24 protein-coding genes are annotated in these 25719 nt (G+C 74.5%); 22 read left to right on the forward strand and 2 right to left on the reverse strand.

The window, feature by feature from the left end; translation table 11 throughout:
• The first annotated feature begins 141 nt into the window (after nucleotides 1-141).
• From ACIQBJ_RS17710 to trpA, 11 genes are all read left to right on the forward strand, one after another.
• On the forward strand, nucleotides 142-435 hold the full coding sequence (locus ACIQBJ_RS17710; RefSeq protein ID WP_400710452.1) for a hypothetical protein: 294 nt from the start codon (nucleotides 142-144) through the stop codon (nucleotides 433-435).
• The gene (locus ACIQBJ_RS17715) at nucleotides 435-2057 is read left to right on the forward strand and encodes a hypothetical protein (RefSeq protein WP_400710455.1); all 1623 of its coding nucleotides are present in this window, start codon (nucleotides 435-437) and stop codon (nucleotides 2055-2057) included. The genes ACIQBJ_RS17710 and ACIQBJ_RS17715 overlap by 1 nt, the downstream gene beginning before the upstream one ends.
• A 146-nt stretch (nucleotides 2058-2203) precedes the next feature.
• Nucleotides 2204-2578 carry a phosphoribosyl-AMP cyclohydrolase gene (gene hisI / locus ACIQBJ_RS17720; protein ID WP_400710462.1) on the forward strand — a complete coding sequence of 125 codons (375 nt, stop codon included), beginning with the start codon at nucleotides 2204-2206 and terminating at the stop codon, nucleotides 2576-2578.
• Nucleotides 2579-2631: 53 nt separating this feature from the next.
• Nucleotides 2632-4137: an anthranilate synthase component I gene (locus ACIQBJ_RS17725; RefSeq protein ID WP_400710465.1), complete on the forward strand. Its 1506-nt coding sequence runs from the start codon at nucleotides 2632-2634 to the stop codon at nucleotides 4135-4137.
• A 408-nt stretch (nucleotides 4138-4545) separates the two neighbouring features.
• The gene (locus ACIQBJ_RS17730; protein WP_400710468.1) at nucleotides 4546-5136 is read left to right on the forward strand and encodes a TIGR02234 family membrane protein; all 591 of its coding nucleotides are present in this window, start codon (nucleotides 4546-4548) and stop codon (nucleotides 5134-5136) included.
• A gap of 131 nt (nucleotides 5137-5267) precedes the next feature.
• Nucleotides 5268-5516: an HGxxPAAW family protein gene (locus ACIQBJ_RS17735; protein ID WP_400710471.1), complete on the forward strand. Its 249-nt coding sequence runs from the start codon at nucleotides 5268-5270 to the stop codon at nucleotides 5514-5516.
• A 162-nt stretch (nucleotides 5517-5678) separates the two neighbouring features.
• On the forward strand, nucleotides 5679-6149 hold the full coding sequence (locus ACIQBJ_RS17740; RefSeq protein ID WP_400710474.1) for a DUF2752 domain-containing protein: 471 nt from the start codon (nucleotides 5679-5681) through the stop codon (nucleotides 6147-6149).
• Between the two features lie 179 nt (nucleotides 6150-6328).
• Entirely contained in the window at nucleotides 6329-7141 is an 813-nt protein-coding gene (trpC, locus tag ACIQBJ_RS17745; RefSeq protein WP_400710477.1) for an indole-3-glycerol phosphate synthase TrpC, read from the forward strand.
• 9 nt (nucleotides 7142-7150) lie between these two features.
• On the forward strand, nucleotides 7151-7300 hold the full coding sequence (gene trpM / locus ACIQBJ_RS17750) for a tryptophan biosynthesis modulator TrpM (RefSeq protein ID WP_400710480.1): 150 nt from the start codon (nucleotides 7151-7153) through the stop codon (nucleotides 7298-7300).
• 55 nt (nucleotides 7301-7355) lie between these two features.
• A complete protein-coding gene (trpB, locus tag ACIQBJ_RS17755; protein ID WP_400710483.1) occupies nucleotides 7356-8585 on the forward strand; it encodes a tryptophan synthase subunit beta in 1230 nt (409 codons plus the stop codon).
• Nucleotide 8586: 1 nt separating this feature from the next.
• On the forward strand, nucleotides 8587-9396 hold the full coding sequence (gene trpA / locus ACIQBJ_RS17760) for a tryptophan synthase subunit alpha (protein WP_400710486.1): 810 nt from the start codon (nucleotides 8587-8589) through the stop codon (nucleotides 9394-9396).
• A gap of 247 nt (nucleotides 9397-9643) precedes the next feature.
• Here the strand turns inward: trpA and ACIQBJ_RS17765 are convergent, their stop codons facing one another.
• On the reverse strand, nucleotides 9644-10009 hold the full coding sequence (locus ACIQBJ_RS17765) for a hypothetical protein (RefSeq protein WP_400710489.1): 366 nt from the start codon (nucleotides 10007-10009) through the stop codon (nucleotides 9644-9646).
• A 143-nt stretch (nucleotides 10010-10152) separates the two neighbouring features.
• On the opposite strand from ACIQBJ_RS17765, the gene ACIQBJ_RS17770 reads away from it, so the two are divergent.
• The 10 genes from ACIQBJ_RS17770 (at nucleotide 10153) to ACIQBJ_RS17815 (ending at nucleotide 22302) form a co-directional block, all read left to right on the forward strand.
• Nucleotides 10153-10512, forward strand: a complete 360-nt coding sequence (locus ACIQBJ_RS17770) for a hypothetical protein (protein WP_400710492.1) — start codon at nucleotides 10153-10155, stop codon at nucleotides 10510-10512.
• Nucleotides 10509-11459 (forward strand): hypothetical protein, encoded by a 951-nt coding sequence (locus tag ACIQBJ_RS17775; RefSeq protein WP_400710495.1) that lies wholly within the window; start codon nucleotides 10509-10511, stop codon nucleotides 11457-11459. The genes ACIQBJ_RS17770 and ACIQBJ_RS17775 overlap by 4 nt, the downstream gene beginning before the upstream one ends.
• The gene (locus ACIQBJ_RS17780; RefSeq protein WP_400710498.1) at nucleotides 11456-11845 is read left to right on the forward strand and encodes a roadblock/LC7 domain-containing protein; all 390 of its coding nucleotides are present in this window, start codon (nucleotides 11456-11458) and stop codon (nucleotides 11843-11845) included. Before ACIQBJ_RS17775 ends, ACIQBJ_RS17780 begins: the two co-directional genes overlap by 4 nt.
• A 210-nt stretch (nucleotides 11846-12055) precedes the next feature.
• Nucleotides 12056-12256: a hypothetical protein gene (locus tag ACIQBJ_RS17785; protein WP_400710501.1), complete on the forward strand. Its 201-nt coding sequence runs from the start codon at nucleotides 12056-12058 to the stop codon at nucleotides 12254-12256.
• Nucleotides 12257-12387: 131 nt separating this feature from the next.
• Nucleotides 12388-12900, forward strand: coding sequence for a MauE/DoxX family redox-associated membrane protein (locus ACIQBJ_RS17790; RefSeq protein WP_400710504.1), 513 nt, complete (start codon nucleotides 12388-12390; stop codon nucleotides 12898-12900).
• An 82-nt stretch (nucleotides 12901-12982) separates the two neighbouring features.
• On the forward strand, nucleotides 12983-13840 hold the full coding sequence (locus tag ACIQBJ_RS17795; protein WP_400710507.1) for a DsbA family protein: 858 nt from the start codon (nucleotides 12983-12985) through the stop codon (nucleotides 13838-13840).
• Nucleotides 13841-13920: 80 nt separating this feature from the next.
• The gene (gene lgt / locus ACIQBJ_RS17800; RefSeq protein WP_400710510.1) at nucleotides 13921-14901 is read left to right on the forward strand and encodes a prolipoprotein diacylglyceryl transferase; all 981 of its coding nucleotides are present in this window, start codon (nucleotides 13921-13923) and stop codon (nucleotides 14899-14901) included.
• A 188-nt stretch (nucleotides 14902-15089) separates the two neighbouring features.
• A complete protein-coding gene (locus ACIQBJ_RS17805; RefSeq protein ID WP_400710513.1) occupies nucleotides 15090-15830 on the forward strand; it encodes a VIT1/CCC1 transporter family protein in 741 nt (246 codons plus the stop codon).
• Between the two features lie 423 nt (nucleotides 15831-16253).
• The gene (gene gltB / locus ACIQBJ_RS17810) at nucleotides 16254-20849 is read left to right on the forward strand and encodes a glutamate synthase large subunit (protein WP_400710516.1); all 4596 of its coding nucleotides are present in this window, start codon (nucleotides 16254-16256) and stop codon (nucleotides 20847-20849) included.
• The gene (locus ACIQBJ_RS17815; protein WP_400710519.1) at nucleotides 20842-22302 is read left to right on the forward strand and encodes a glutamate synthase subunit beta; all 1461 of its coding nucleotides are present in this window, start codon (nucleotides 20842-20844) and stop codon (nucleotides 22300-22302) included. The genes gltB and ACIQBJ_RS17815 overlap by 8 nt, the downstream gene beginning before the upstream one ends.
• 155 nt (nucleotides 22303-22457) lie before the next feature.
• Here the strand turns inward: ACIQBJ_RS17815 and ACIQBJ_RS17820 are convergent, their stop codons facing one another.
• On the reverse strand, nucleotides 22458-22820 hold the full coding sequence (locus ACIQBJ_RS17820) for a nuclear transport factor 2 family protein (RefSeq protein WP_400710522.1): 363 nt from the start codon (nucleotides 22818-22820) through the stop codon (nucleotides 22458-22460).
• Nucleotides 22821-22916: 96 nt separating this feature from the next.
• On the opposite strand from ACIQBJ_RS17820, the gene ACIQBJ_RS17825 reads away from it, so the two are divergent.
• Entirely contained in the window at nucleotides 22917-25628 is a 2712-nt protein-coding gene (locus ACIQBJ_RS17825) for an AAA family ATPase (protein ID WP_400710525.1), read from the forward strand.
• Nucleotides 25629-25719 lie beyond the last annotated feature (91 nt).

Here is a 25719-nt window from a genome sequence, read left to right on the forward strand (position 1 = left end):
CGGCGGGGGGTGCGTCAGCCCTTCCGGGAGATCTGTTTGCGAAGCCTTTGCGTGATGATCAGTACGATGACCGGCCTGTTGCGCGGTCATCTGCGTGGTCATCGAGGAAGGGCAACTGGCATGGGGGACAGCGGGTTTCGGGTGGAGCCAGGAGCGCTCGACCGGTATTCGGCGCTGCTGGCGGAACAGGCCGAGCTGTTGGACCGGATAGCCTCCGCGACGGCGGCGATCAGCATCTCGTCGGACGCGTTCGGCCACCTGCCGAACGCCCAGCACCTGGCGTCGGCGTACCAGGAGCACGCGAGCGCGAGCCGGGAGAACCTGGGCGGGCTGGGGCGGGCGGTGCACGGGACGTCGCAGGGGCTGACCGGGGTGGCGCAGAACTACACGGAGAACGAGCAGTACCTGGGCAGCACGATGGGCGGTGGCCGCTGATGGCCCGGCACAGTTCGCACGGCGGCAACTCCGGCGGCTCGCACGGCTCGTCCGGTTCGTCCGGCGGCTCGCACGCCCCGGCGCAGCACACGCCGTCCACCCACACGCCGCCGCCGTCGCAGCCCGCCCCGGCCCCGTCGCACCCGCAGTCGCCGGCGCCGCACCCGCAGCAGCCGGGCCACCCGGCGAACCCCGAGAACCCGACCCACCCGACCCGTCCGGCGGACCCGGCGACCCCGGCGGACCCGGCGGCCGGCGACGCGGGCGGCGACGCCCCCGCGGACCCGCGGACCGGCTGGTTCGGCGGGAAGCTGCAGGAGGCCGGGTCGGCGGCGGCCGGGAAGCTGGGGGAGCGGGCCGGCGACTGGGCCGGCGACCAGATCTTCGGCCCGGCCGACCCGGAGGGCGGCGAGGCCGCGGGTGGACCCGAGGGTGAGGGCGGACCCGAGGGCGAGGGCGCGGGGGAGGCCGCCGGCGAGGTCGGGACGGGCGCCGTGCTGGGCCGGGTGGCCGGCGGGTTCGTCGGGACGGCGCCGATGCCGTACCCGGCCGGGCCCGGCGGTCTCGGGCCGGTGGCCGACCCGTTGGGCGGCAGTGACGCCTACGCCTGGGCGCACGCCCAGGTGCAGCGGGAGATGGAGGCGCTGGCACCGGCCGCGCACCCGGACCGGGACGGCCTCGGCGGGATGCTCGACGAGGCCGTCGAGTACGCGCTGGAGCAGTCCGGCCTGATCGAGATGCTGGAGAAGGTCACCGGCAACCTCGCGGAGCTGAACGCGGCGGCCGAGGAGTGGCAGGTCCAGGCGTCCGCGGTGCGCTCGGTCGCGGCGGAGGTCCGCTCCGGCGCGGTGCCGCTGGCGGAGGACTGGGCGGGCGGCGCGAGCGACGCGTTCGGCGGCCACATGGGCGAGGTCGCGGACGCGCTCGACCAGACCGCGGACGGGATGCTGGAGACCGCGCGGATCATCAACTCGGCGGCGCAGGAGTGCGCGATGGCCGAGGGCATGGTGGTGCAGATCATCAGCGAGGCGATCGAGGCGCTGATCGTGTCGCTGGCGGCGGAGGCGGTGATCGCGGTGGTGACGGCGGGCATCGGCCTGATCGCGGACGCCCTGCTGACCGAGGCGGAGATCGCCGTCTTCGTCGCCCGGGTGGGCCGGGTGTCGACCCAACTGGCCGAGAAGCTGGAGGAGTTGCTGAAGGCGCTGAAGGAGCTCGGCAGCGCGGTCAAGGCGGTCCGGAACATCGACACGGCGCGCAAGGCGATCACCGAGCTGAAGAACGTCAAGACCGCCGTCCAGGGCCTGCGCGAACTGGAGGAGGGCGAGGGGTTCGCCGCGAAGGCGGCCAAGTTCGCCGACGACCAGGTCACCGACCACGTCCGGTCGGCCTTCGACGACGCGATCGGCGCGGGCGACGACGGCGTCGAGCACGGCGACGGCACCGTGAAGGGCACCCTCAAGGCGGCCGGCCAATCCGCCTGGGGAGCCGCCAAGGAGGGCCTGACCGGCGACACCAACAAGGAGGCCGTGCAACAGGAGTTGCTGCACGACCTCGGCCTGGCCGACGACCCGGCGCCGTACCGGGTGGACCAGTCGCGGATCGCCACCGCCTTCGGCTGATCCCGCCGGGCCCGCCTGCCCACCAGCCCGCAGGCCCCGCGCCCCGACGGGCCGGCCGTCCGACCACCGGACGGCCGGCCCGTCCCGCTGTCCCGCCGTCCGGACACCGCCCCGGCGGACCCCGGCGGCCTGCGAGAATGGGCCGCATGTCGACCACCCCCGCCGCCCCCGGCAGCACCGCCCTGGACCCGGCGATCGCCGCCCGCCTCAAGCGCACCCCGGACGGCCTGCTGCCGGCCGTCGCCCAGCAGCACGACACCGGCGAGGTGCTGATGCTCGGTTGGATGGACGACGAGGCGCTGCACCGCACCCTGACCACCGGCCGCTGCACGTACTGGAGCCGCAGCCGCAGCGAGTACTGGGTGAAGGGCGACACCTCGGGGCACGTCCAGCACGTCAAGCAGGTCGCGCTGGACTGCGACGGCGACACCCTGCTGGTGAAGGTCGACCAGGTCGGCGCGGCCTGCCACACCGGCGACCGGACCTGCTTCGACGCCGACGTGCTGCCGCTCGCCCAGTAGCCTTTCCCCAGCCCCTCCCCGACCAGCCCGCCCTCTCATCCGATCGGTGCCCCATGGAACTCGAGGCCTTCCGCACGCTCGCCGCCGACACCCGGGTCATCCCCGTCACCCGCAGGCTCCTCGCGGACGGCCTCACCCCGATCGGCGTGTACCGCAGCCTGGCCGCCGAGCGGCCCGGCACCTTCCTGCTGGAGTCCGCCGAGCAGGGCCGCAGCTGGGCCCGCTACTCCTTCGTCGGGGTCCGCTCCGGCGCGGTCCTGACGGCCGGTCAGGACGGCGCCGCCCGCTGGCTGGGCGAGCCGCCGGTCGGCATCCCCACCACCGGCGACCCGCTGGAGGTGCTGCGCGCCACGCTGACCGCGCTGCACACCCCGCGCCACCCCGACGACGGCCTGCCGCCGCTCACCGGCGGCCTGGTCGGCTACCTCGGCTACGACATGGTGCGCCGCCTGGAGAAGCTGCCGAACCTCACCCCGGACGACCTGAAGCTCCCCGAGCTGACCCTGCTGCTCGCCACCGACCTGGCCGTCCTCGACCACGTCGACGGCACCGTGCTGCTGATCGCCAACGCCGTCAACCACAACGACCTGGCCACCGGCGTCGACGAGGCCCACGCGGACGCCGTCGCCCGGCTCGACGCGATGGAGGCCGACCTGCGCCGCCCCGTCGACCCCGGCCTCGCGACGTACACCCCGACCGCCGTCGAGGCGCACTCGCCGTTCGGCGGCGAGCCGTACCGCAAGGCCGTCGAAGTGGTGAAGGAGCGCATCCGGGCCGGCGAGGCGTTCCAGGTCGTCCCCTCGCAGCGCTTCGAGGCCCCCTGCCCGGCCTCCGCGCTCGACGTCTACCGGGTGCTGCGCACCACCAACCCCAGCCCCTACATGTACCTGTTCCGCTTCCCCGGGCCGGACGGCGGCGCCGAGGGCGGCTTCGACGTGGTCGGCTCCAGCCCGGAAGCACTGGTCAAGGTGACCGGCGGCGAGGCGATGCTGCACCCGATCGCCGGCACCCGGCACCGCGGGGCGACCGCGCACGAGGACGCCGAACTCGCCGCCGAACTGCTCGCCGACCCCAAGGAGCGGGCCGAGCACCTGATGCTGGTCGACCTGGGCCGCAACGACCTCGGACGGGTCTGCGCACCCGGCTCGGTCGAGGTGGTCGAGTTCATGACGGTCGAGCGCTACAGCCACGTCATGCACATCGTCTCCACCGTCACCGGCAAGGTCGCCGAGGGCCGCAGCGCCTTCGACGTCCTCACCGCCTGCTTCCCGGCCGGAACGCTCTCCGGCGCGCCCAAGCCCCGCGCCATGCAGATCATCGAGGAACTCGAACCCACCCGCCGCGGCCTCTACGGCGGCTGCGTCGGCTACCTCGACTTCGCCGGCGACTCCGACACCGCGATCGCCATCCGCACCGCCGTCATCCGCGACAACACCGCCTACGTCCAGGCCGGCGCAGGCGTCGTCGCCGACTCCGACCCCCACTCCGAAGACACCGAGTGCCACAACAAGGCCGCCGCCGTCCTCCGCGCCGTAGCCACCGCCAACACCCTCCACTGACCCCCCGCCGACCACGCCTCCGGCGGGAAGCGCCTTCCCGCTGCGCGGGCACGGGGCGGTCGTTCTCCCGCCTGGCTCGGCCGTCCCCTGCCGGGGGCGTTTGCCTGCCCGGTTTCGCTGACCCCGCCGGAGCCGCCTGCCCGCTGCGCGGGGCGCGAAGCGGTCGTTCTCCTGGCTGGCCCGGCCGTCCCTCACCGGAGGCGTTTGCCTGCCCGGTTTCGCCGACCCCGCCGGAGGCACCCGCCCGCTGCGCGGTGCGGCCGTTGTCCTACCTGGCTCCGCCCTCCCTCGCCGGAGGCGTCGTCCTGCCCGGTTCTGCCGACTCCGCCGGGGCGGGTTTCGGGGCTGTGTGCGTGGGGGCGGTGGGGTGGTGCCTCGGCAGGGTGTTCGGTCGGGGACACTGGACGGGTGAGTGAGACCTCCGCTGTTCCTAATTCCCGGCGCACGCTCGGGATGATGCTGCTGCTGACCGCGCTGGGTGCTGTGCTGGTGCTGACCTCGGTGGGTCGGACCTGGGTGGAGGGGGTGGCGCCCGGGATGGGTGGGGGGCGGATCGCGGTGAGTGCCAGCGGGAGCCGGTTGACGGCGCTGCCGACGGGGATGGCGCTGGTGGCGATGGCGGCGGCGGTCGCCGTGTTCGCGGTGCGCGGCCGGGCCCGGGTGCTGGTGGGCGCGTTGACGGTGCTGGCGGGTGCGGGGGTCGTCGTCGGGGCCCTGATCGGGTGGACCGACACGGCGGGCCTGCACGCCGTCGCGGCGGGTCAGCTCGCCCTGAGCAGTGGCCGGGCCGAGGAGATCACCCGGACGGCGTGGCCGTGGGTCGCGTTCGTCGGCGGCCTGCTGCTGGCGGCGGCCGGCGCGCTGACGGCGCGGTTCGGGGCGGGCTGGCCGGCGATGGGGTCGCGGTACGAGGCGCCGACCCGGAAGGCGGCGCCGGGCGCCGGTGGCCCGGCCGACCTGTGGAAGGCCCTGGACCGGGGCGAGGACCCGACGGGCTGAGTGTGCGCGGGACCACGGCCGCCCCGGCTTGGGGGTGCCGTGTTCGGCCCGGCACAATGGAGGGGTCAACCCGTCGAGCGCCGCCCAGGACCGCCCGACCGGGCCCCGGAGAAACAAGGAGCACCAAAAAGATGGCTGCAGCAGCGCACGGCCACACCCCCGCCGCGTGGACCGGAGTGGTCATTGCCTTCGTCGGCTTCTGCGTGTCCGGCGTCGCCATGATCATCCCGAACGTGGTGCTGGTCATCGCGGGCCTCGTCGTGGTCGTGATCGGCGGTGTGGTCGGCAAGGCGATGGCGATGGCGGGCATGGGCAAGCAGCCCAGCAAGAACTTCGCCCCGCTGCCCTCCGAGGAGCGCAGCGCGGTCACCGCGGGCTGACCGGGCGGACCGATCGACGAGGACGGCGGGCCGGCGGCCCGCCGTTCGGCGTTCCCGGGACAGGGACAGGGACAGGGACAGGGCCACGGACAGGCCCCGGCCCGGACCCGCCGGGCGAGGGGGTGTCCCGCCGGGAGGGGGTCCGGGGGCACAATCGTGCCCGTGAACGCTCCCGCCGCCTCCCAGCCGGTCCCGCCCCGTCCCGTCGGCCCGGCCGGCCCCGCCGCCGCGCTGCGCCGCCTGGCCCGCCCGCTGGCCGCGCTGGCGGCGGTGGCACTGCCCACGGCGTTCGTCGCGGCGGTGGACCCGAACACGCCCGGCCACTACCCGGTCTGCCCGCTGCTGCGGGTGACGGGCTGGTGGTGTCCGGGCTGCGGGGGGCTGCGCTGCGTGCACGCGCTGACGCACGGCGAGCTGCTGACGGCCGCGCACGACAACCTGTTGGTGACGCTGGCGGCGTTCGCCGCGCTGGCGCTGTGGGCCCGCTGGGCGGTCCGGGCGGCGCGCGGGCGGCCCGCGCCGGGGTGGCGGATCACCGGCCGGCAGGCGGCGGCGCTGGTCGCGGTGCTGGTGGTGTTCGCGGTGGTGCGCAACCTTCCGGCGGGCGCGCTGCTGGCGCCGCCGGTGGTCTGAGCGCGCGCCGGGCGGTCCGCTGGTCGAGACGCGCGCCGGACGAATGCGGAACGCGCCCCCCGCGCCCGATACCATCGAGGTGCCGGGCCGGTTCCGTCCGCCCGGCGCACCGGCACAGCAGGCCGTACCCGCGGAACGACCGGCGGGACGACCTGCGGAACTTGATGAGGGGCGCACGCGTGACTGTGCTCGACGAGATCATCGACGGGGTCCGGGAGGACCTCGCCGAGCGACAGGCCCGGGTCTCGCTGGACGAGCTCAAGGAGCTCGCCGCGAAGGCGCCCGAGGCGAAGGACGGCGTGGCCGCGCTGCGCGGCGACGGCGTCCGGGTGATCTGCGAGGTCAAGCGCTCCAGCCCGTCCAAGGGCGCGCTGGCGGCGATCGCCGACCCGGCCGCGCTGGCGGTCGACTACGCGGCGGGCGGTGCCGCCGCGATCAGCGTCCTCACCGAGCAGCGCCGCTTCGGCGGTTCGCTGGCGGACCTGGACGCGGTCCGCGCGGCGGTCGACACCCCGGTCCTGCGCAAGGACTTCATCGTCACCGCGTACCAGCTCTGGGAGGCCCGCGCGCACGGCGCGGACCTGGCGCTGCTGATCGTGGCCGCGCTGGAGCAGCCGGCCCTGGTCTCGCTGATCGAGCGGGCCGAGTCGATCGGGCTGACCCCGCTGGTCGAGGTGCACGACGAGGAGGAGATCGCCCGCGCGGTGGACGCCGGCGCGCGGATCATCGGCGTGAACGCCCGCAACCTGAAGACCCTCGAGGTCGACCGGAACACCTTCGGCAACGTGGTGGACGCCATCCCGGCGCACGTCGTGAAGGTCGCCGAGTCGGGGGTCCGCGGGCCGCACGACCTGATCACCTACGCCAACCAGGGCGCCGACGCGGTGCTGGTCGGCGAGTCGCTGGTGACCGGCCGCGACCCGCGGGCCGCGGTCGCCGACCTGGTCGCCGCCGGGGCCCACCCGGCGCTGCGCAACAACGGGCGGGGCTGACCCGCCGCCATGTCGATCGCCGCCCGCCTCGCCCCCGGCTGCCGCCCGCGCGGCTGCCGCGCGCCCGCACGCCGGGTGCTGGGGCGGCGGGTGCGTTACGTGATCGGCTGCGAGCCCGGACAGGTCCCCGGACGTCGATGGCACGGAACCCGCGGCTGAAGCACGCCGCCCGTTCCGCTTTTTCCGCCGTCAACTTCCAGACAGAGGACGAGTCATGTCCGAGTTCCACCTTCCGGGTACCCAAGTCCCGGACGCACGCGGTTACTTCGGCGCCTACGGCGGCCGCTTCATCCCGGAGGCGCTGGTCGCCGCGGTCGAGCAGGTCGCCGAGGAGTACGAGAAGGCGAAGACCGACCCGGCGTTCGCCGCCGAGCTGGACGGTCTGCTCAAGGACTACACCGGCCGGCCCAGCGCGCTCACCGACGTCCACCGGTTCTCCGCGGAGGCCGGCGGGGCGCGGGTCCTGCTCAAGCGCGAGGACCTGAACCACACCGGCTCGCACAAGATCAACAACGTGCTGGGCCAGGCGCTGCTGACCCGCCGGATGGGCAAGACCCGGATCATCGCCGAGACCGGCGCCGGCCAGCACGGCGTGGCCACCGCCACCGCCTGCGCGCTGTTCGGCTTCGACTGCACCATCTACATGGGCGAGGTCGACACGGAGCGGCAGGCGCTGAACGTCGCCCGGATGCGGATGCTGGGCGCCGAGGTCGTCCCGGTGACCTCCGGCAGCCGCACCCTGAAGGACGCCATCAACGAGGCGTTCCGGGACTGGGTCGCCAACGTCGACTCCACCCACTACCTGTTCGGCACCGTCGCGGGCCCGCACCCGTTCCCGATGATGGTCCGCGACTTCCACCGGGTGATCGGCGTCGAGGCCCGCCAACAGGTGCTGGACCGCACCGGGCGGCTCCCGGACGCGGTGGTCGCCTGCGTCGGCGGCGGCTCCAACGCGATGGGCATCTTCCACGAGTTCATCCCGGACGCGGGCGTCCGCCTGATCGGCTGCGAGGCGGCCGGCGAGGGCGCCGAGACCCCGAAGCACGCTGCCACCCTGACCAAGGGCGACCCGGGCGTGCTGCACGGCTCGCGCACCTACGTGCTGCAGGACGAGGACGGCCAGACCATCGAGTCGCACTCGATCTCGGCCGGCCTGGACTACCCGGGCGTCGGCCCGGAGCACGCCTGGCTGAAGGACACCGGACGGGCCGAGTACCGCCCGGTCACCGACGCGCAGGCGATGGAGGCGCTGCGGCTGCTGTCCCGCACCGAGGGCATCATCCCGGCCATCGAGTCGGCGCACGCGCTGGCCGGCGCGCTCGAACTGGGCCGCGAGCTGGGCCCGGAGGCGACCATCCTGGTGTCGCTGTCGGGCCGCGGCGACAAGGACATGCACACCGCCGCCGAGTACTTCGGCCTCTACGACGCCGAGGGGACCAACTGACATGGCCGACACCAAGCTCACCACCGCCCTGGCCGCCGCGAAGGCGGAGGGCCGGGCGGCCCTGATCGGCTACCTCCCGGCGGGCTTCCCGACCGTGGACGGCGGCATCGCCGCGATCGACGCCCTGATCGAGGGCGGCTGCGACGTCGTGGAGATCGGCCTGCCGCACTCCGACCCGGTGCTCGACGGCCCGGTCATCCAGACCGCCGACGACATCGCGCTGCGCGGCGGCGTGAAGACCAAGGACGTGCTGCGCACCGTCGCCGAGGTCGCGGCCGCCCACCCGGCCGTCCCGGTCCTGGTGATGACGTACTGGAACCCGGTCGACCGCTACGGCACCGCCCGGTTCGCCGCCGACCTGGCGGCGGCCGGGGGAGCGGGCTGCATCCTGCCCGACCTGCCGGTCGAGGAGTCCGCGGAGTGGCGCAAGGCCGCCGCCGAACTCGGCCTGGACACCGTGTTCGTGGTCGCCCCGTCCTCCAAGGACCCGCGGCTGGCCGAGGTCACCGCGGCCGGCTCCGGCTTCGTGTACGCGGCCGCCGTCATGGGCGTCACCGGCACCCGGGCCGCCGTCGGCGACCTCGCCGAGGACCTGGTCGCCCGCACCCGGGCCACCACCGACCTGCCGGTCTGCGTCGGCCTCGGCGTCTCGAACGCCGACCAGGCCGCCCAGGTGGCGTCCTTCGCGGACGGCGTGATCGTCGGCTCCGCGTTCGTCCAGCGCCTGCTGGACGCCGAGAGTCCGGAGGCCGGCACCGCCGCCGTCCGGGCGCTCGCCGCCGACCTGGCCGAGGGCGTCCGCCGGAAGTAGCGCGCCGGACGCCGCGACGACGGTGCCCCGCCGCCCGCCCCGCAGGGGGAGGGCGGCGGGGCACCGCCGTTCCGGGAGACCGGCCGCCGCCCTTCCATGACGCGCCGTCACCGGAATGTCACGCGATTCCGCCGCGCCGCCCGGAATCACCGGCCGAATTCCGCGCCGAATTCCCGGGCGGCGCCCGGCCGCCGAATGCGGGCGGTCATCGAATCCTCACGCGCCGCTTTCGCCCGCCGGGCGCGGATCAGACCGCCAGCTCGGCCTCGATGCGCTTCAGGCCGTGCCGGGCCAGCGCCAGGTTGCCGCGCGAGCGGTCCAGCGCGAGGTACAGGAAGAACGGGCCCCGGCCGGAAGCCAGCGGGCGGATCAGGTGGTACTGGCCGCCCAGCGTGATCAGGATGTCCTCGATCGTCTCGTCCAGCGACAGCGCGGCCAGCGCCCGCAGCTTGGCCCGGACCACCTCGGTGTTGGCGGCGCCCGCCACCTCCAGGTCGAGCGCCTGGCCGCCGCCCGCGAAGCCGAGCGACATGCCGCTCTCGTAATCCACCAGGGCCACCCCGAGGGCACCGTCGATGGCCATCGCCTCCGCGAGCGCGCTGTCAATGTTCATGCGTTGTTCGTCCTTTGCGTGACTTTCGGGCGGAACTCCCGCGTGCTGGGGACAAAGTAGCAAGAAGGCACCTCCGCGGGCACCGCGCGGAATTCGTGCAATAAAGTACGCTGCACGGGAGTTCGAGAACGAAGGGGGGCGCGGTGCGCGCGGTCGAGGCGTTCCTGGCCGAACTGCTCGGGTCCCCGGGCACGGTCGGCGCGGTCCTCGCCGACGCCGTCACCGGCCTGGAGCACGGGGCCCTCGGCGAGCACCGGCCGCTCGGCGCCGGGGCCGAACTCGCCGAACTGGCCGCCCTGGTGGGCGAGGGCCTCGGCGCGGCCGGGGCCGCGGGCGAGCTGGAGAGCGTGGTGATCACCACCGCCCGGCACCACCAGGTGGTCCGGCTGATCCCCCGTCAGGGCGACCCGCTGCTGCTCGCCGTCCTGCTCGACCGGACGCGGACCAACCTGGCGCTGGCGATCCGGCGGAGCACCGACGAGGCGGAGGACCTGCTGGCATGACGGGCGACCACCACCACGACCACGACCACGACCACGACCGCGACCACGACCGCGCCGGGGCTGGCGCACCGGGCTCCGCCGCCCGCAACGTCCCGGCCCTGCTGCTGGCGCTGAGCGCCGAGGGCTTCACCGGCTCGGTCGCCCTCGCCAGCACGCCCGGCGGCACGATCCACCTGGAGCACGGGCTGGTCACCGCCGTCGATACCCCCGCCGCCCCGGGCCCGCAGACCCTGCTGCTGAAGTCCGGCCGGATCACCGAGGCCGACTGGCGGGCCGCCGCGGCCGCGCTCCCGGCCGGGCCCGCCGCCGACCTGGGCGCGCTGCTGGTGGCCCGCGGGGCGATCGGCGCCGCCGAACTGGAGGCCGTCTGCGCCTCCGCCGTCTTCGACGGGGCGTTCGCCCTGGTGCTGGCCCGCCCCGGCGAGTGGCGCATCGCGGCGGCGGACGCGCCCGCCCCGCTGGCGCTGCGCCCGGGCGTCGAGCCCCGGCGGATGTTCGAGGAGACCGCCCGGCGGACGGCCCTGCTGACCGCGCTCGGCGGCCCGCCCGCCGCGCGGGCCCGGCTCCGGCCGCGCCCCGCCTCCCCGGCCCCGGCCGCCGCCGGGCGGCTCCCGGCCCGCCAGCGGGAGCTGCTGGCCGCCGCCACCGGCCGGCGCACCGCCCGCGACCTCGGATTCGCCCTCGGGCGCGGCCTGTTCGCGGTGCTGCTGGACCTGGCCCGGCTGGACGCCCGGCGGCTGCTGCACCGGGAGGCCGAGCCGCCCCCGGGCGTGCCGGGCGTCGCGCCGCGCACCCCGCCGGACGGGCCGCCGCCGGCCGCCACCGGCCCGCTGCCGCGCCGCGTCCCGGGCGGCCGGGCCCCGGCCGCCCGCGCACCGCAGTCCCCGCCCGTCCCGCCCGCCGGGCCGACCCGACCGACCGAGAGAAGCGAGAAGACCGCACCATGAGCAGTCAGACGTCGCCCACCGCCCTCGTGGACGAGCTGAAGTCCCTCCGCGACCGGGTCCTGGGCATCACCGAGAGCGTGGTCGCGACCGCGGACGGCCTGCTGGTCGCCGCGGACACGGCCGCCGTGCACCCCGAGTCGGCCGCCGCGCTGTCCGCCGCGATGCTCGGCCTCGGGCAGCGCACCGCCGCCGAGGTCGGCCTCGGTGGCCTGCGCGACGTGGTGACCCGCTGCCACGGCGGCTACGTGGTGGTGCTGGCGATCGGCGACCGGGCCCTGCTGATGGTGCTCGGCGACGAGGGCCTGGACATCGCGGCCCTGCACCGGGAGTCCCCGGCGGCGATCCGCCGGCTGGGCGAACTGCTGGGCCTGGCCCCCGCGTTCTAGCCCGCCGCACCGCCGCTGTACCAAGGCCGCACCGCCGCCGCACCGCCCCCGGACGGGGCCCCGACCCCACCGGTCGGGGCCCCGTCCGGCGTTCTGCCGCACCGCCGGACGGCCGGTCACCGGTACGGGTGAAATCCCGGGCTCCGGGCCACCCGGGGCGGTCCGCCCCCGTTGACCGGGAAGACGGTTCGTCGACGGAAGGAGATCCGGATGGTGCGGGTGCAGCGGCCGGTGCTGGCGCGGGCCGCCGCGGCCGGGCTGGCGCTCGGCCTGGCGTTCGCCGGAAGCTCCGGGGTGGAGCGGGAGTTGGCCAGGCGCGGTGCGGAGCGGGCCCAGCGGGAGGCGGTGGTGTGCGCCCAACCGCCGTCCTGGGAACAGCCGGTGCCGCGCTGCGGGCCGCCCGGACGATGATCCGAAGAGTCGGACATCTGACCGCACACCATCCCCCATAAGGCTTAACTCCCCAAAGCGGAGGAACCACCCGCCGTCCCCTACGGTTCATCAGGCAGCGAACGTCCGGAACACGCCCGATGGGGGAACCGATGGCCAGTCAGCACGCCGACCGCGGCCGGGTGAACGGCCTGCGCCGGGTGCTGGACGGCCCGGCCGCCGAGTGGATCGGGCTGGTGGTGCGGCTGGGCCTGGCCGTGGTGTGGGGCTGGGCGGGCCTGGCGAAGGTCGCCGACCCGGCCGAGGCGGCGCAGGCCGTGCGGGCCTACGAGATCCTGCCCGAGTCGCTGGTGAAGCCGGTCGGCTGGGGCCTGCCGTTCCTCGAACTGGCGCTGGCCGTCCTGCTGGTGCTGGGCCTGGGCGTGCGGATCGTGGCGGTGGTCTCCGCCGTGCTGCTGCTGGTCTTCATCGCCGGCATCTCCTCCGCCTGGGCGCGCGGCATCTCGATCGACTGCGGCTGCTTCGGCGGCGGCGGCGCCGTGGACGAGTCGCAGACCGAGTACCTGCAGGAGATCCTGCGCGACTCCGGCTTCCTGCTGCTGTCGGCGTGGCTGATCCTGCGCCCCCGCACCAAGCTCTCGCTGGACGCCTGGCTGGCGGCCTGACCGGCCCCGCCCCGACCCGCGAGCGCCACCCCGACCAGAGCCGCCCCCCGGACCGGCCCGAGCACCGATGAGCGACGAGAACATGAGCGACAAGAACCGAGAAGGCAAGCGCAACGCCCGCGAGCGGATGCAGGAGGCCCGGGCCGCCGACGAGGCCAAGGCCCGGCGGAACAAGAAGCTGGTGGTCGGCGGCGTGGTGGTCGCCGTGATCGCGGCGGCCGTCGGGATCGGCGTGGCGGTGCAGAACCAGCGTTCCAAGCCGGAGACCCCGCAGGCCGCCCCGGCGGGCACCATCGGCGACAAGAACCTGGTGATCCCGGTCGGCGGCTCCGACGCCCCGTCCACGCTGACGGTCTACGAGGACCCGCGCTGCCCGGCCTGCGGCAGCTTCGAGCGGAGCTTCTCGCCGACGATCGACCAGCTGGAGGACGCCGGCAAGATCTACGTCAACTACCACATCGTCTCGTTCATCGACCGCTCGCTCGGCGGCAACGGCTCCAAGTACGGGGCGAACGCGCTGGGCTGTGCGCAGGACGCCGGGCACTTCCGCGACTACCACGACGTGCTGTACCGCAACCAGCCGGACGAGACCGAGGACACCTTCGGCAGCAAGCAGACCCTGATCGACCTGGCCAAGCAGGTCCCGGGCCTGGACACGCCGGCCTTCCAGTCCTGCGTGAAGGACGGCAAGTTCTCCGGCTGGGTCTCCGCCGTCCAGCAGGACTTCGACAAGTCCAGCTACAAGTCGACCCCGACGGTGCTGCTCAACGGCCAGCCGGTGTACCCGAAGAAGGGCGAGGAGCAGATCAGCCCGGAGAGCCTGGTGAAGTGGGTCGACGAGGCCAACCAGGGCAAGAAGCTCGGCACCCCCGGCTCGCACGGCCAGAGCCCGGCGCCGTCCTCGACCGCCGGCGAGTCGAACACCCCGCCCTCCCCCTGACCTCGCGGGGAGGAGTGACGCGACCGTGACCCGCTCCGGTGCCGGTGCGGCGGGCGGGACACGGTAGCGTCGGGCTTGCCATGGAACTCGCATACATTCCGAGCCCGTCGCGGGGCGTCCTCGACCTGGGGCCGATCCCGCTGCGCGCCTACGCCTTCTGCATCATCATCGGTGTCGTCGTGGCCGTGTGGCTCGGCAGCAAGCGCTGGGTCGCCCGCGGCGGCGGCAAGCACACCGTCGGCGACATCGCGGTCTGGGCGGTGCCGTTCGGCCTGGTCGGCGGCCGGCTCTACCACGTCATCACCGACAACCAGCTCTACTTCGGCGAGGGCAAGCACCCGATCGACGCCCTGAAGATCTGGCAGGGCGGCCTCGGCATCTGGGGCGCCATCGCCTTCGGCGCGGTCGGCGCCTGGATCGGCGCCCGCCGCCGCGGCGTCCCGCTGCCCGCCTACGCCGACGCGATCGCCCCCGGCATCGCGCTGGCCCAGGCCTGCGGCCGCTGGGGCAACTGGTTCAACCAGGAGCTGTACGGCCGCCCCACCACGCTGCCGTGGGGCCTGGAGATCGACAAGACCCTGCCGAACGGCGAGGTGATCAAGGGGGTCTTCCAGCCGACGTTCCTGTACGAGTCGATCTGGTGCGTGCTGGTCGCCGTCCTGGTGATCTGGGCCGACAAGCGCTTCACCCTCGGCCACGGCCGGGCGTTCTGGCTGTACGTCGCCGCCTACACGGTGGGCCGGTTCTGGACCGAGTGGCTGCGGATCGACGAGGCGCACCGCTTCTTCGGCCTCCGGCTGAACGACTGGACCGCGATCCTGGTCTTCGTCGGCGCGATCGTCGCCTTCGTCGTCACCGGCAGGCTCCGCCCCGGCCGCGAGGACCCGGACGCGATCGACCCGCAGGCCACCAAGGAGCGCGCCGAGGCCGCCGAGGCCGCCGCCGCGGCCACCCTCGGGACCGAGGCCGCCGCGCCGCCCGCGGACGGCGCCGAGGAGTCCGCGGCCACCCCCGTCGACATCGGGAAGAGCACTCCGAAGGACGTCGAGAAGCCTTCCTGAGCAAGCGCGCCGCCCACCCCGGGGCCGTTCCCGCCGATCGCGCGGGGGCGGCCCCAACTGCCTTTGGGCAGGCTTACTTTGCTGGAACGTCGCAGGTGGAACGGCTAGGTTCGAGGGGCACTAGCAGACCCGAGCCCGGCCGACGCGCGGCCAGGGGGATTCGCCGTGCCCGGAAGGGGAGCCGCCGCATGAGCACCATCACCACCGACCAGCCCACCGACAGTCCGCAGGCCCGGATACCCGACGCCGACCACCACCGGGACGTCAACGGCGGCTGGCTGCGCCCGGCCGTGTTCGGCGCGATGGACGGCCTGGTGTCGAACTTCGCGCTGATGACGGGCGTGGTCGGCGGCGCCGCCGCCCCGAGCACCGTGGTGCTGACCGGCCTGGCCGGCCTGGCGGCGGGCGCGTTCTCGATGGCGGCCGGCGAGTACACCTCGGTGGCCTCCCAGCGCGAGCTGGTCGAGGCCGAGCTGGAGGCCGAGCGGATCGAGCTGCGGCGCAACCCGCAGGGCGAGCTGGCCGAGCTGGCCCAGCTGTACGTGGCCAAGGGCGTCGACCCGGAGCTGGCCCGCGAGGTGGCCCGCCAGCTGTCCGCCGACCCGGAGACCACACTGGCCGTGCACGCCCGCGAGGAGCTCGGCGTCGACCCGGACGACCTGCCCTCGCCGCTGGTCGCCGCGGTCTCCTCGTTCGGCTGCTTCGCGCTCGGCGCGCTGCTGCCGGTGCTGCCCTACCTGCTGGGCGCCACCACGCTCTGGCCGGCCGCGCTGCTGGCCGTGCTCGGCCTGTTCGCCTGCGGCGCCGTGGTGGCCCGGGTGACCGCCCGCAGCTGGTGGTTCAGCGGGCTGCGGCAGCTGGTGCTGGGCGCCTCGGCGGCCGGCGTGACGTACCTGCTGGGTCGGCTGATCGGCGGCGCGATCGGCTGACCGGCCACCCGGACGGGCCTGTACGAACACCCATAACACTGCATGGTTATGCTGCGCGCCGCGTGATGTTCCGCACAGCGTCGAGCCGGGTCGCCTTGCCCTGGTCTCGTCATCCGGTCACCGACCCGCACATTCCCACCCGGGGCCGGTGGTCCGCCGAGGAATCGCAGGTCGGCGGGGCCGAGCGGGTGCAACGGGAGCGTTTCGCCCCTGTTTCGCCCGCTCGGGCGAAGGGCACACTGGTGGGGACGCGCGACGCTGCGCCTCCCCCCATCCGGCCCGTGACCTGCGGATTATGTCCGGGATGTGGACGACGAATCCCACTTCCCGGCCGGTTGGGCATCATGTAACCTGCACGAAATCGCATCAGGGCCAACGTCGTCCCTTTGCATAGAGCAACTGTTTACGACGACGGGAGAGCCGATGCTGTCCGCATCCACGCCCTCCGGCCACGAGAACGCGAAGGCCGCCGGCCCGTACGCCCTCGTTCCGGACGCGCGCCCCCAGGCCCAGGGTCTGTACGACCCGCGCAACGAGCACGACGCCTGCGGCGTCGGCTTCGTGGCCACGCTGACCGGCATCGCCGACCACAAGATCGTCGAGCAGGCGCTGACCGTGCTGCGCAACCTGGAGCACCGCGGCGCCACCGGCGCCGAGCCGGACTCCGGCGACGGCGCGGGCATCCTGACCCAGGTCCCGGACGCCTTCCTGCGCGCCAAGGTCGACTTCGAGCTGCCCGCCGCCGGCTCCTACGCCGTCGGCATCGCCTTCCTCCCCGAGGACGACGAGGCCGCCGCGGCCGCCGCCGCCCGGATCGAGGTCATCGCCGCCGAGGAGGACCTGACTGTCCTCGGCTGGCGCGACGTCCCCGTCACCCCCGACCTGCTGGGCGCCACCGCCCGCTCCGTCATGCCGCGCTTCCGCCAGCTCTTCGTGGGGCACGGCGAGCGCACCGGCGTCGAGCTGGACCGGGTCGCCTTCGTGCTGCGCAAGCGCGCCGAGCGGGAGGCCGGGGTGTACTTCCCCTCGCTCTCCGCCCGCACCCTGGTCTACAAGGGCATGCTGACCACCGGCCAGCTGGAGCCCTTCTTCCCCGACCTGTCGGACCGGCTCTACGCCTCCGCGATCGGCCTGGTGCACTCGCGCTTCTCCACCAACACCTTCCCGTCCTGGCCGCTCGCCCACCCGTACCGCTTCGTCGCGCACAACGGCGAGATCAACACGGTCAAGGGCAACCGGAACTGGATGACCGCCCGGGAGTCCCAGCTCGCCACCGACCTGATCCCCGGCGACCTGGACCGGATCTTCCCGATCTGCACCCCCGACCACTCCGACTCGGCGTCCTTCGACGAGGTCCTGGAGCTGCTCCACCTCGGCGGCCGCTCGCTGCCGCACGCGGTGCTGATGATGATCCCGGAGGCGTGGGAGAACCACGCCACCATGGACCCGGCCCGCCGCGCGTTCTACCAGTACCACTCCAACCTGATGGAGCCCTGGGACGGCCCGGCCTGCGTCACCTTCACCGACGGCACCCGGATCGGCGCGGTCCTGGACCGCAACGGCCTGCGCCCGGCCCGGTACTGGATCACCGAGGACGGCCTGGTCGTGCTCTCCTCCGAGGTCGGCGTGCTCGACATCGACCAGGAGAAGGTCGCCAAGAAGGGCCGCCTGCAGCCCGGCCGGATGTTCCTGATCGACACCGCCGAGCACCGGATCGTCGAGGACGAGGAGATCAAGTCCGCCCTCGCCGCCGAGCACCCCTACGAGGAGTGGGTCGCCGCCGGGCAGATCCAGCTCGCCAAGCTCCCCGAGCGCGAGCACATCGCGCACACCCACGCCTCGGTGACGCGCCGTCAGCAGACCTTCGGCTACACCGAGGAGGAGCTGCGGGTCATCCTCGCGCCGATGGCCAAGACCGGCGGCGAGGCGCTCGGCTCGATGGGCACCGACTCGCCGATCGCCGCGCTCAGCGAGAAGCCGCGCCTGCTGTTCGACTACTTCACCCAGCTGTTCGCCCAGGTCACCAACCCGCCGCTGGACGCGATCCGCGAAGAGCTGGTCACCTCGCTGCACAGCAACCTCGGCCCCGAGGGCAACCTGCTGGACGCCTCCCCGGCGCACTGCCGCTCGGTCGGCATCACCTTCCCGGTGATCGACAACGACGAGCTGGCCAAGCTCGTCCACGTCAACGCGGACGGTGACCAGCCCGGCCTGAAGGCCGTCACGCTCTCCGGCCTGTACAAGGTCTCCGCGGGCGGCCAGGGCCTGGCGGCCCGGCTCGCCGAGATCGCCGCCGAGGCCGACGCCGCGATCGCCGACGGCGCCCGCATCGTCGTGCTCTCCGACCGGCACTCGGACGCCGAGCACGCGCCGATCCCGTCGCTGCTGCTCACCTCGGCGATCCACCACCACCTGATCCGCACCAAGCAGCGCACCCAGGTGTCGCTGCTGGTCGAGGCCGGCGACGTCCGCGAGGTGCACCACGTCGCGCTGCTGGTCGGCTACGGCGCCGGCGCGGTCAACCCGTACCTGGCCATGGAGTCCGTCGAGGACCTCGTCCAGCAGGGCGTGTTCGTCCAGGGCATCGAGCCCGAGAAGGCGATCCGGAACCTGATCTACGCGCTCGGCAAGGGCGTCCTGAAGGTGATGTCCAAGATGGGCATCTCCACCGTCGCCTCCTACCGCGGCGCGCAGGTCTTCGAGGCCATCGGCCTCGCCCAGGACCTGGTGGACGCCTACTTCGCGGGCACCACCACCAAGCTCGGCGGCATCGGCCTGGACGAGATCGCCAAGGAGACCGCCGCCCGGCACGCCAAGGCGTACCCGGCCTCCGGCATCGCCGCCGCGCACCGCGCGCTGGAGATCGGCGGCGAGTACCAGTGGCGCCGCGAGGGCGAGCCGCACCTGTTCGACCCGGAGACGGTCTTCCGCCTCCAGCACTCGACCCGCACCAAGCGCTACGACATCTTCAAGCAGTACACGGACCGGGTGAACGCCCAGTCCGAGCGCCTGATGACGCTGCGCGGCCTGTTCCAGCTGGACGGCCTCGGCCGGACCCCGGTCCCGATCGACGAGGTCGAGCCGGTCTCCGAGATCGTCAAGCGGTTCTCCACCGGCGCGATGTCCTACGGCTCCATCTCGATGGAGGCGCACGAGACCCTCGCGATCGCGATGAACCGGCTCGGCGCCAAGTCGAACACCGGCGAGGGCGGCGAGGACCCGGAGCGCCTGTACGACCCCGAGCGCCGCTCGGCGATCAAGCAGGTCGCCTCCGGCCGGTTCGGCGTCACCTCCGAGTACCTGGTCAACGCCGACGACATCCAGATCAAGATGGCCCAGGGCGCCAAGCCCGGCGAGGGCGGCCAGCTGCCCGGCCACAAGGTCTACCCGTGGGTGGCGAAGACCCGGCACTCGACCCCGGGCGTCGGCCTGATCTCCCCGCCGCCGCACCACGACATCTACTCCATCGAGGACCTGGCTCAGCTGATCCACGACCTCAAGAACGCCAACCCGAAGGCCCGCGTCCACGTGAAGCTGGTCTCCGAGGTCGGCGTCGGCACCGTCGCCGCGGGCGTCTCCAAGGCGCACGCCGACGTGGTGCTGATCTCCGGCCACGACGGCGGCACCGGCGCCTCGCCGCTCACCTCGCTCAAGCACGCGGGCGGCCCCTGGGAGCTCGGCCTCGCCGAGACCCAGCAGACCCTGCTGCTCAACGGCCTGCGCGACCGCATCGTGGTGCAGACCGACGGCCAGCTGAAGACCGGCCGCGACGTCGTCATCGCCGCCCTGCTGGGCGCCGAGGAGTTCGGCTTCGCGACCGCCCCGCTGGTGGTCTCCGGCTGCATCATGATGCGGGTCTGCCACCTCGACACCTGCCCGGTCGGCGTCGCCACCCAGAACCCGGTGCTGCGCGAGCGCTTCACCGGCAAGCCCGAGTTCGTGGTCAACTTCTTCGAGTTCATCGCCGAGGAGGTCCGCGAGATCCTCGCCGAGCTGGGCTTCCGCTCGATCGAGGAGGCCGTCGGCCACGCCGAGCACATCGACGCGCAGGCCGCCGTCGAGCACTGGAAGGCCGCCGGGCTCGACCTGGCCCCGCTGTTCCACGTCCCGGCGCTGCCCGAGGGCGCGGCCCTGCACAACACCACCGGCCAGGACCACGCGCTCGACAAGGCCCTCGACAACCAGCTCATCGAGCTGGCCGAGGACGCCCTGGAGCGCGGCGAGGCCGTCCGCATCCAGCTGCCGATCCGCAACGTCAACCGCACCGTCGGCACCATGCTCGGCCACGAGGTGACCAAGCGGTACCGCGGCGCAGGCCTGCCCGAGGGCACCGTCGACGTCACCTTCACCGGCTCGGCCGGCCAGTCCTTCGGCGCCTTCGTGCCCAGCGGCGTCACGCTGCGCCTGGAGGGCGACGCCAACGACTACGTCGGCAAGGGCCTGTCCGGCGGCGTCATCGTGGTCCGTCCCGCCCGGGACGCCGCCGCGATCGGCGCCGACGCGCAGAACCACGTCATCGCCGGCAACACCATCGGCTACGGCGCCACCTCCGGCCGGATCCACCTGCGCGGCAAGGCCGGCGAGCGGTTCGCGGTCCGCAACTCCGGCGCCACCCTGGTGGTCGAGGGCGTGGGCGACCACGGCCTGGAGTACATGACCGGCGGCCGGGTGCTGATCCTCGGCGAGACCGGCCGCAACCTGGCGGCGGGCATGTCCGGCGGCATCGCCTACGTGCTCGACCTCCGCCCGGCCAACGTCAACAGCGGCATGGTGGGCATCGAGGCCCCGAGCGCCGACGACCGCGAGTGGCTGCGCGAGACCGTCCAGCAGCACTACGAGGAGACCGGCTCCACCGTCGCCGCCGAGCTCCTGGCGGACTGGGGCAGCGGCGTCTCCCGCTTCTCCAAGATCATGCCGACTGACTACAAGGCCGTGCTCGCCGCCAAGGACGCTGCCGAGCGCGACGGCCTCTCCGAGGCCGACACCACTCGCAAGATGATGGAGGCGGCACATGGCTGACCCCAAGGGCTTCCTGACCACGCCCAAGCAGCTCGCGGAGCGCCGTCCGGTGGACGTCCGGCTCCGGGACTGGAACGAGGTCTACGTCGAGCGCAGCCTCCTTCCGATCATCACCAAGCAGGCCGGCCGCTGCATGGACTGCGGCATCCCGTTCTGCCACAACGGCTGCCCGCTCGGGAACCTCATCCCCGAGTGGAACGACCTCGCCTTCCGGGACGACTGGGCCGGCGCGATCGAGCGGCTGCACGCCACCAACAACTTCCCGGAGTTCACCGGCCGCCTGTGCCCGGCTCCGTGCGAGTCGGCGTGCGTCCTGGGCATCAACCAGGACGCGGTGACCATCAAGAACGTCGAGGTCACCATCATCGACAAGGCCTGGGACCGCGGCGGCGTCGCCGCCCAGGTCCCGGAGCGGCTGTCCGGCAAGACCGTCGCCGTGGTGGGCTCCGGCCCGGCCGGCCTGGCCGCCGCCCAGCAGCTCACCCGGGCCGGCCACACCGTGGTGGTGTACGAGCGCGCCGACCGGATCGGCGGCCTGCTGCGCTACGGCATCCCCGAGTTCAAGATGGAGAAGCGCCACATCAACCGCCGCATCGAGCAGATGCGTGCGGAGGGCACCCGGTTCCGCACCGGCGTCGAGGCCGGCGTCGACATCAGCGGCCAGGACCTGCGCTCGCGCTTCGACGCGGTCGTGATCGCGGCCGGCGCCACCACCGCCCGCGACCTGCCGGTCCCCGGCCGGGAGCTGAACGGCGTCCACCAGGCGATGGAGTACCTGCCGCTGGCCAACAAGGTCCAGGAGGGCGACTACGTCGACTCCCCGATCTCGGCCAAGGGCAAGCACGTGGTCGTCATCGGCGGCGGCGACACCGGCGCGGACTGCGTCGGCACCGCGCACCGCCAGGGCGCCCTGTCGGTCACCCAGCTGGAGATCATGCCGCGGCCCTCCGAGGAGCGCCCGGCCGGCCAGCCCTGGCCGACCATGCCGATGACCTACAAGGTCACCTCCGCGCACGAGGAGGGCGGCGAGCGGGTCTACTCCGTCTCCACCACCCACTTCGCGGGCGACGAGGACGGCAACGTCCAGGAACTGCACCTGGTCGAGGTCGAGTTCAAGGACGGCAAGTTCGAGCCGGTCCCCGGCAGCGAGCGGTCGATCCCGGCCCAGCTGGTCACCCTGGCGATGGGCTTCACCGGCACCGACGTCAAGAACGGCCTGGTGGAGCAGCTCGGCGTCGACCTCGACGCCCGCGGCAACGTCGGCCGGGACGGCAAGTTCGGCACCAACGTCGACGGGGTGTACGTTTGCGGTGACGCCGGTCGCGGTCAGTCGCTGATCGTCTGGGCGATCGCGGAAGGCCGTTCGGCCGCCGCGGCGGTCGACAAGTACCTGGGTGGCAAGACCCCGCTCCCCGCCCCGATCAAGCCGACCGACCGTCCCCTGGTGGTCTGACCGACCACCGCCCCCCGAACGCCCGGGCCCCCCGCACGGGGGCCACGGCCGACAAACACCGACCCGCCAGAGCCGCCGGGACCGGTTATTACGACGCCTGCCCATTCCCCGACCAGGTAAGGGCAGGCGTCGCTGTCGTTCCCGGGCCCGTGCGTTCAGGCCGCTGGGACCTTGTCCAGGAAGCCGACCACGGTGGCGATCCGGCCGTCCGGCGCCGCCGTCAGGACGTCGAAGCCGACCACCAGCGGCTCGGCGGCACCCGCCGGGGCGAGCTCCCAGGTGAAGCGGGCCACGTCGTGGTGGGCGTCGACCGGGCCGAGGGTGAAGACCAGGCCGGCGAACTGCGCCTGGACGGCGGCCAGGGTGGCGTCGAACTGCTCGTGGCCGCGCACCGCGACCAGCGGGTCGGTGTAGGCGCCGTCCGCCGCCCAGGTCTCCTCGACCAGCTTGCGGCGGGCGGCCGGGTCGGTCTCGTTCCAGGCGGCGAGGTAGCGCTCGGCGAGGTGCTGCAGGTCCATGGTGTTCTCCTTCTGAGCTGCGGTTTCCCTGGCAGGACACGAAGGTACGCAGATCGCCGCCCCGGGGAATCGGTCACGTATCGGTAGGGTCGACCCATGCTGTACGGACGGGGGACGGAACGCGCGGCGCTCGACCGGCTGCTGGCCGGGGCGGCGGACGGGCGGGCCGGGGCGCTGGTGCTGCGCGGCGAGCCGGGCATCGGGAAGACCGCGCTGCTGGCCGCGGCGGCGGAGGCGGCCCGGGGGTGGCAGGTGCTGCGGGCCGCCGGGGTGGAGTCGGAGGCCCGGCTCCCGTACGCCGTGCTGAGCCAGCTGCTCGGGCCGGCGCTCGACCGGGCCGCCGGGCTGCCGGGACCGCAACGGGCCGCACTGCAAAGGACGTTGGGGCTGGCCGACGGACCGGTGGGGGACCGGCTGCTGGTCGGCCTGGCCGTTCTCACCCTGCTCGGCGACCTCGCCGAGGACGCGCCCGTGCTGGTCCTGCTGGACGACCTCCAGTGGGCCGACCAGGAGTCCGCGGAGGCCCTGCACCTGGCCGCCCGGCGGCTCGGCGCGGAGCGCGTCGCGCTGCTGCTGGCCACCAGGGCGGACGGGCCGGAGCCGGCCGGCCTGCCCGAGCTGCGGGTCGGGCCGCTGGACGAGGCCGCGGCGGCCGAACTGCTGCGCCGGGCCGCGCCCCGACTCGCCGACCCCGCCGGGGTGCTGGCCGCCGCGCGGGGCAACCCGCTGGCGCTGGTCGAGCTCCCGGACGGCGGCGCACCGGGCGGGCTGCCACCCGCCGGACGGCTCCGGCTGGCCTACCACGGGCAGGTCAGCCGACTGCCCCGGGCCGCCCAGCGGTGGCTGCTGCTGGCCGCGCTGGAGGAGACCGGCGCGCCGGAGGTGCTGCTGCGGGCCGCCGCCGAGTGCGGGCTGACCACCGAGGACCTCCGGCCGGCCGAGGAACAGGGCCTGCTCCGGATCGACCTGACGGCGGGTCGGGCCGCCTTCCGCCACCCGCTGCTGCGCTCCGCCCTGGTGGACCGCGCCCCGCTCGCCGACCGGCTGGCCGCGCACGCCGCGCTGGCCCGGGCGCACGGGCCGGGGGAGCCGCTGCGGCGGGCCTGGCACCTGGCGCTGGCCGCCACCGGCCGGGACGACGCGGTGGCCGAGGAACTGGCCGCCGCCGCGGCCGGCGCCGCCCTGCGGGGCGGCCACACCGGCGCCTCGGCGGCCTACGAGCGGGCCGCCCGGCTCAGCCAGGACCCCTCCCGGGCAAGGGAGTTGACGGTGCAGGCGGTGGAGGCCGCACTGGAGGCGGGGGAGACCGACCGGGCCGAGCGGCTGGCGCTGGCCGCCGACGGCCCCGGCGCCGACCCCGTCACCCGGGCCCACCTGCTGCACGCCCGCGGTGTCGCCGAGTTCTGGCGCGGCGAGCACCGCACCGCCCACCGGCGGCTGCGCGAGGCCGCCGCGCTGGTCGCCGCCACGGCCCCCGGCCCGGCCGCCCGGGTCCTGGTGCAGGCCGTGCACGCCGCCTGGTACGACGACGCGGCCGCCGTCCGGGACACCCTCGGCGCGCTCACCGCCCTCGAACTCCCGGCCGACGACCCGCTGGTGCCGCTGGTCGCCCAGCTCGCGGCCGCCCTCGGCGAGCACACCGGCGAGCCCGCCGGGCGGAACCCGGCGGCGCGCCCCGCCGAGCCGGGACTGCCGGAGGCCGAGCGCGCCGCCCGGGCGGCGGGCGCCGCCGTCCCGGTCGACCTGGTGCTGCCCTGCGGCGCCGCGCTGGTGCCCGGCCACGACGAGGAGGTGCTCGACCTGTCCCGCCGACTGGTCCGGGAGGCCCGCGCCACCGGGGCCTTCGGCACCCTGCCCACCCTGCTGTTCTTCCTCGCCGAGGCCGAACTCTTCGACGGGCGCCCCGGCCCCGCCGCCGAGCACGCCGCCGAGGCGCTGGCCCTGGCCGAGGACAGCGGACAGCCGCTGTGGGCCGGACAGTTGCACGGCTTCCTCGCCCACCTGGCGGCGCTCCGCGGCGCGGAGGACGCCTGCCGGGCGCACGCCGCCGAGGCCCGGGCCCGCGGTGGCGCCGGTACCCCGTGGGCCCAATGGGCGCTCGGCCTGCTGGAGTTGGGCGCCGGCCGGGCCGAGGACGGGTACGCCCGACTGGCCGCGCTCAGTGGCGGCGCGCAGCACTTCCAGGTGGCGGCGATCCGCTCGGTGCCCGACCTGGTCGAGGCCGCGGTCCGGCTGCGGGCCGTCGACCCCTCGGCCGTCGAGGCGCTCGCCGGGCCGGTGGCGCGCTTCGAGCGCTGGGCCGCGCACAGCGGCCGGCCCTGGGCCCGCGCCCTGGTGCACCGCTGCCGGGCACTGCTCGCCCCCGACGAACTCGCCGAGCGCTGCTACCGGGACGCGCTGGCCGCGCACGCCGAACAGCCCCGCCCCTGGGAGCAGGCCCGCACCGAACTGCTGCACGGCGAGTGGCTGCGGCGGGCCCGCCGCAAGACCGAGGCCCGGGCGCCGCTGCGCTCCGCCGAGCGGACCTTCCGCCGGCTCGGCGCGCCGTCCTGGGCCGAGCGGGCCCGGCTGGAGCTGGACGCCACCGGCGCGTCCCCGGCCGGCGCCCCGGCGGGCGCGGTGGCCGGGCTGACCCCGCAGGAGTCGCAGATCGTCCGGCTGGCCGCGCAGGGCCTGTCCAACCGGGACATCGCCGCCCAGCTGTTCCTCAGCGCCCGCACCGTCGGACACCACCTGTACAAGGCCTACCCCAAGCTCGGGGTGGCGTCCCGGGCCGAACTGCCGGGCGTGCTCCCGGCGCTGTCCTGACCGGCGGCGAAACCCGCGGTCCACAACGGACTCGGCCAAATACCGGAAGGCCCTCGCGGAGTGTCGCCGCGCAGTGGCAGACTGCATCCCA

The sequence above is a fragment of the Kitasatospora sp. NPDC088391 genome, assembly GCF_044753345.1.
GTDB lineage: Bacteria > Actinomycetota > Actinomycetes > Streptomycetales > Streptomycetaceae > Kitasatospora.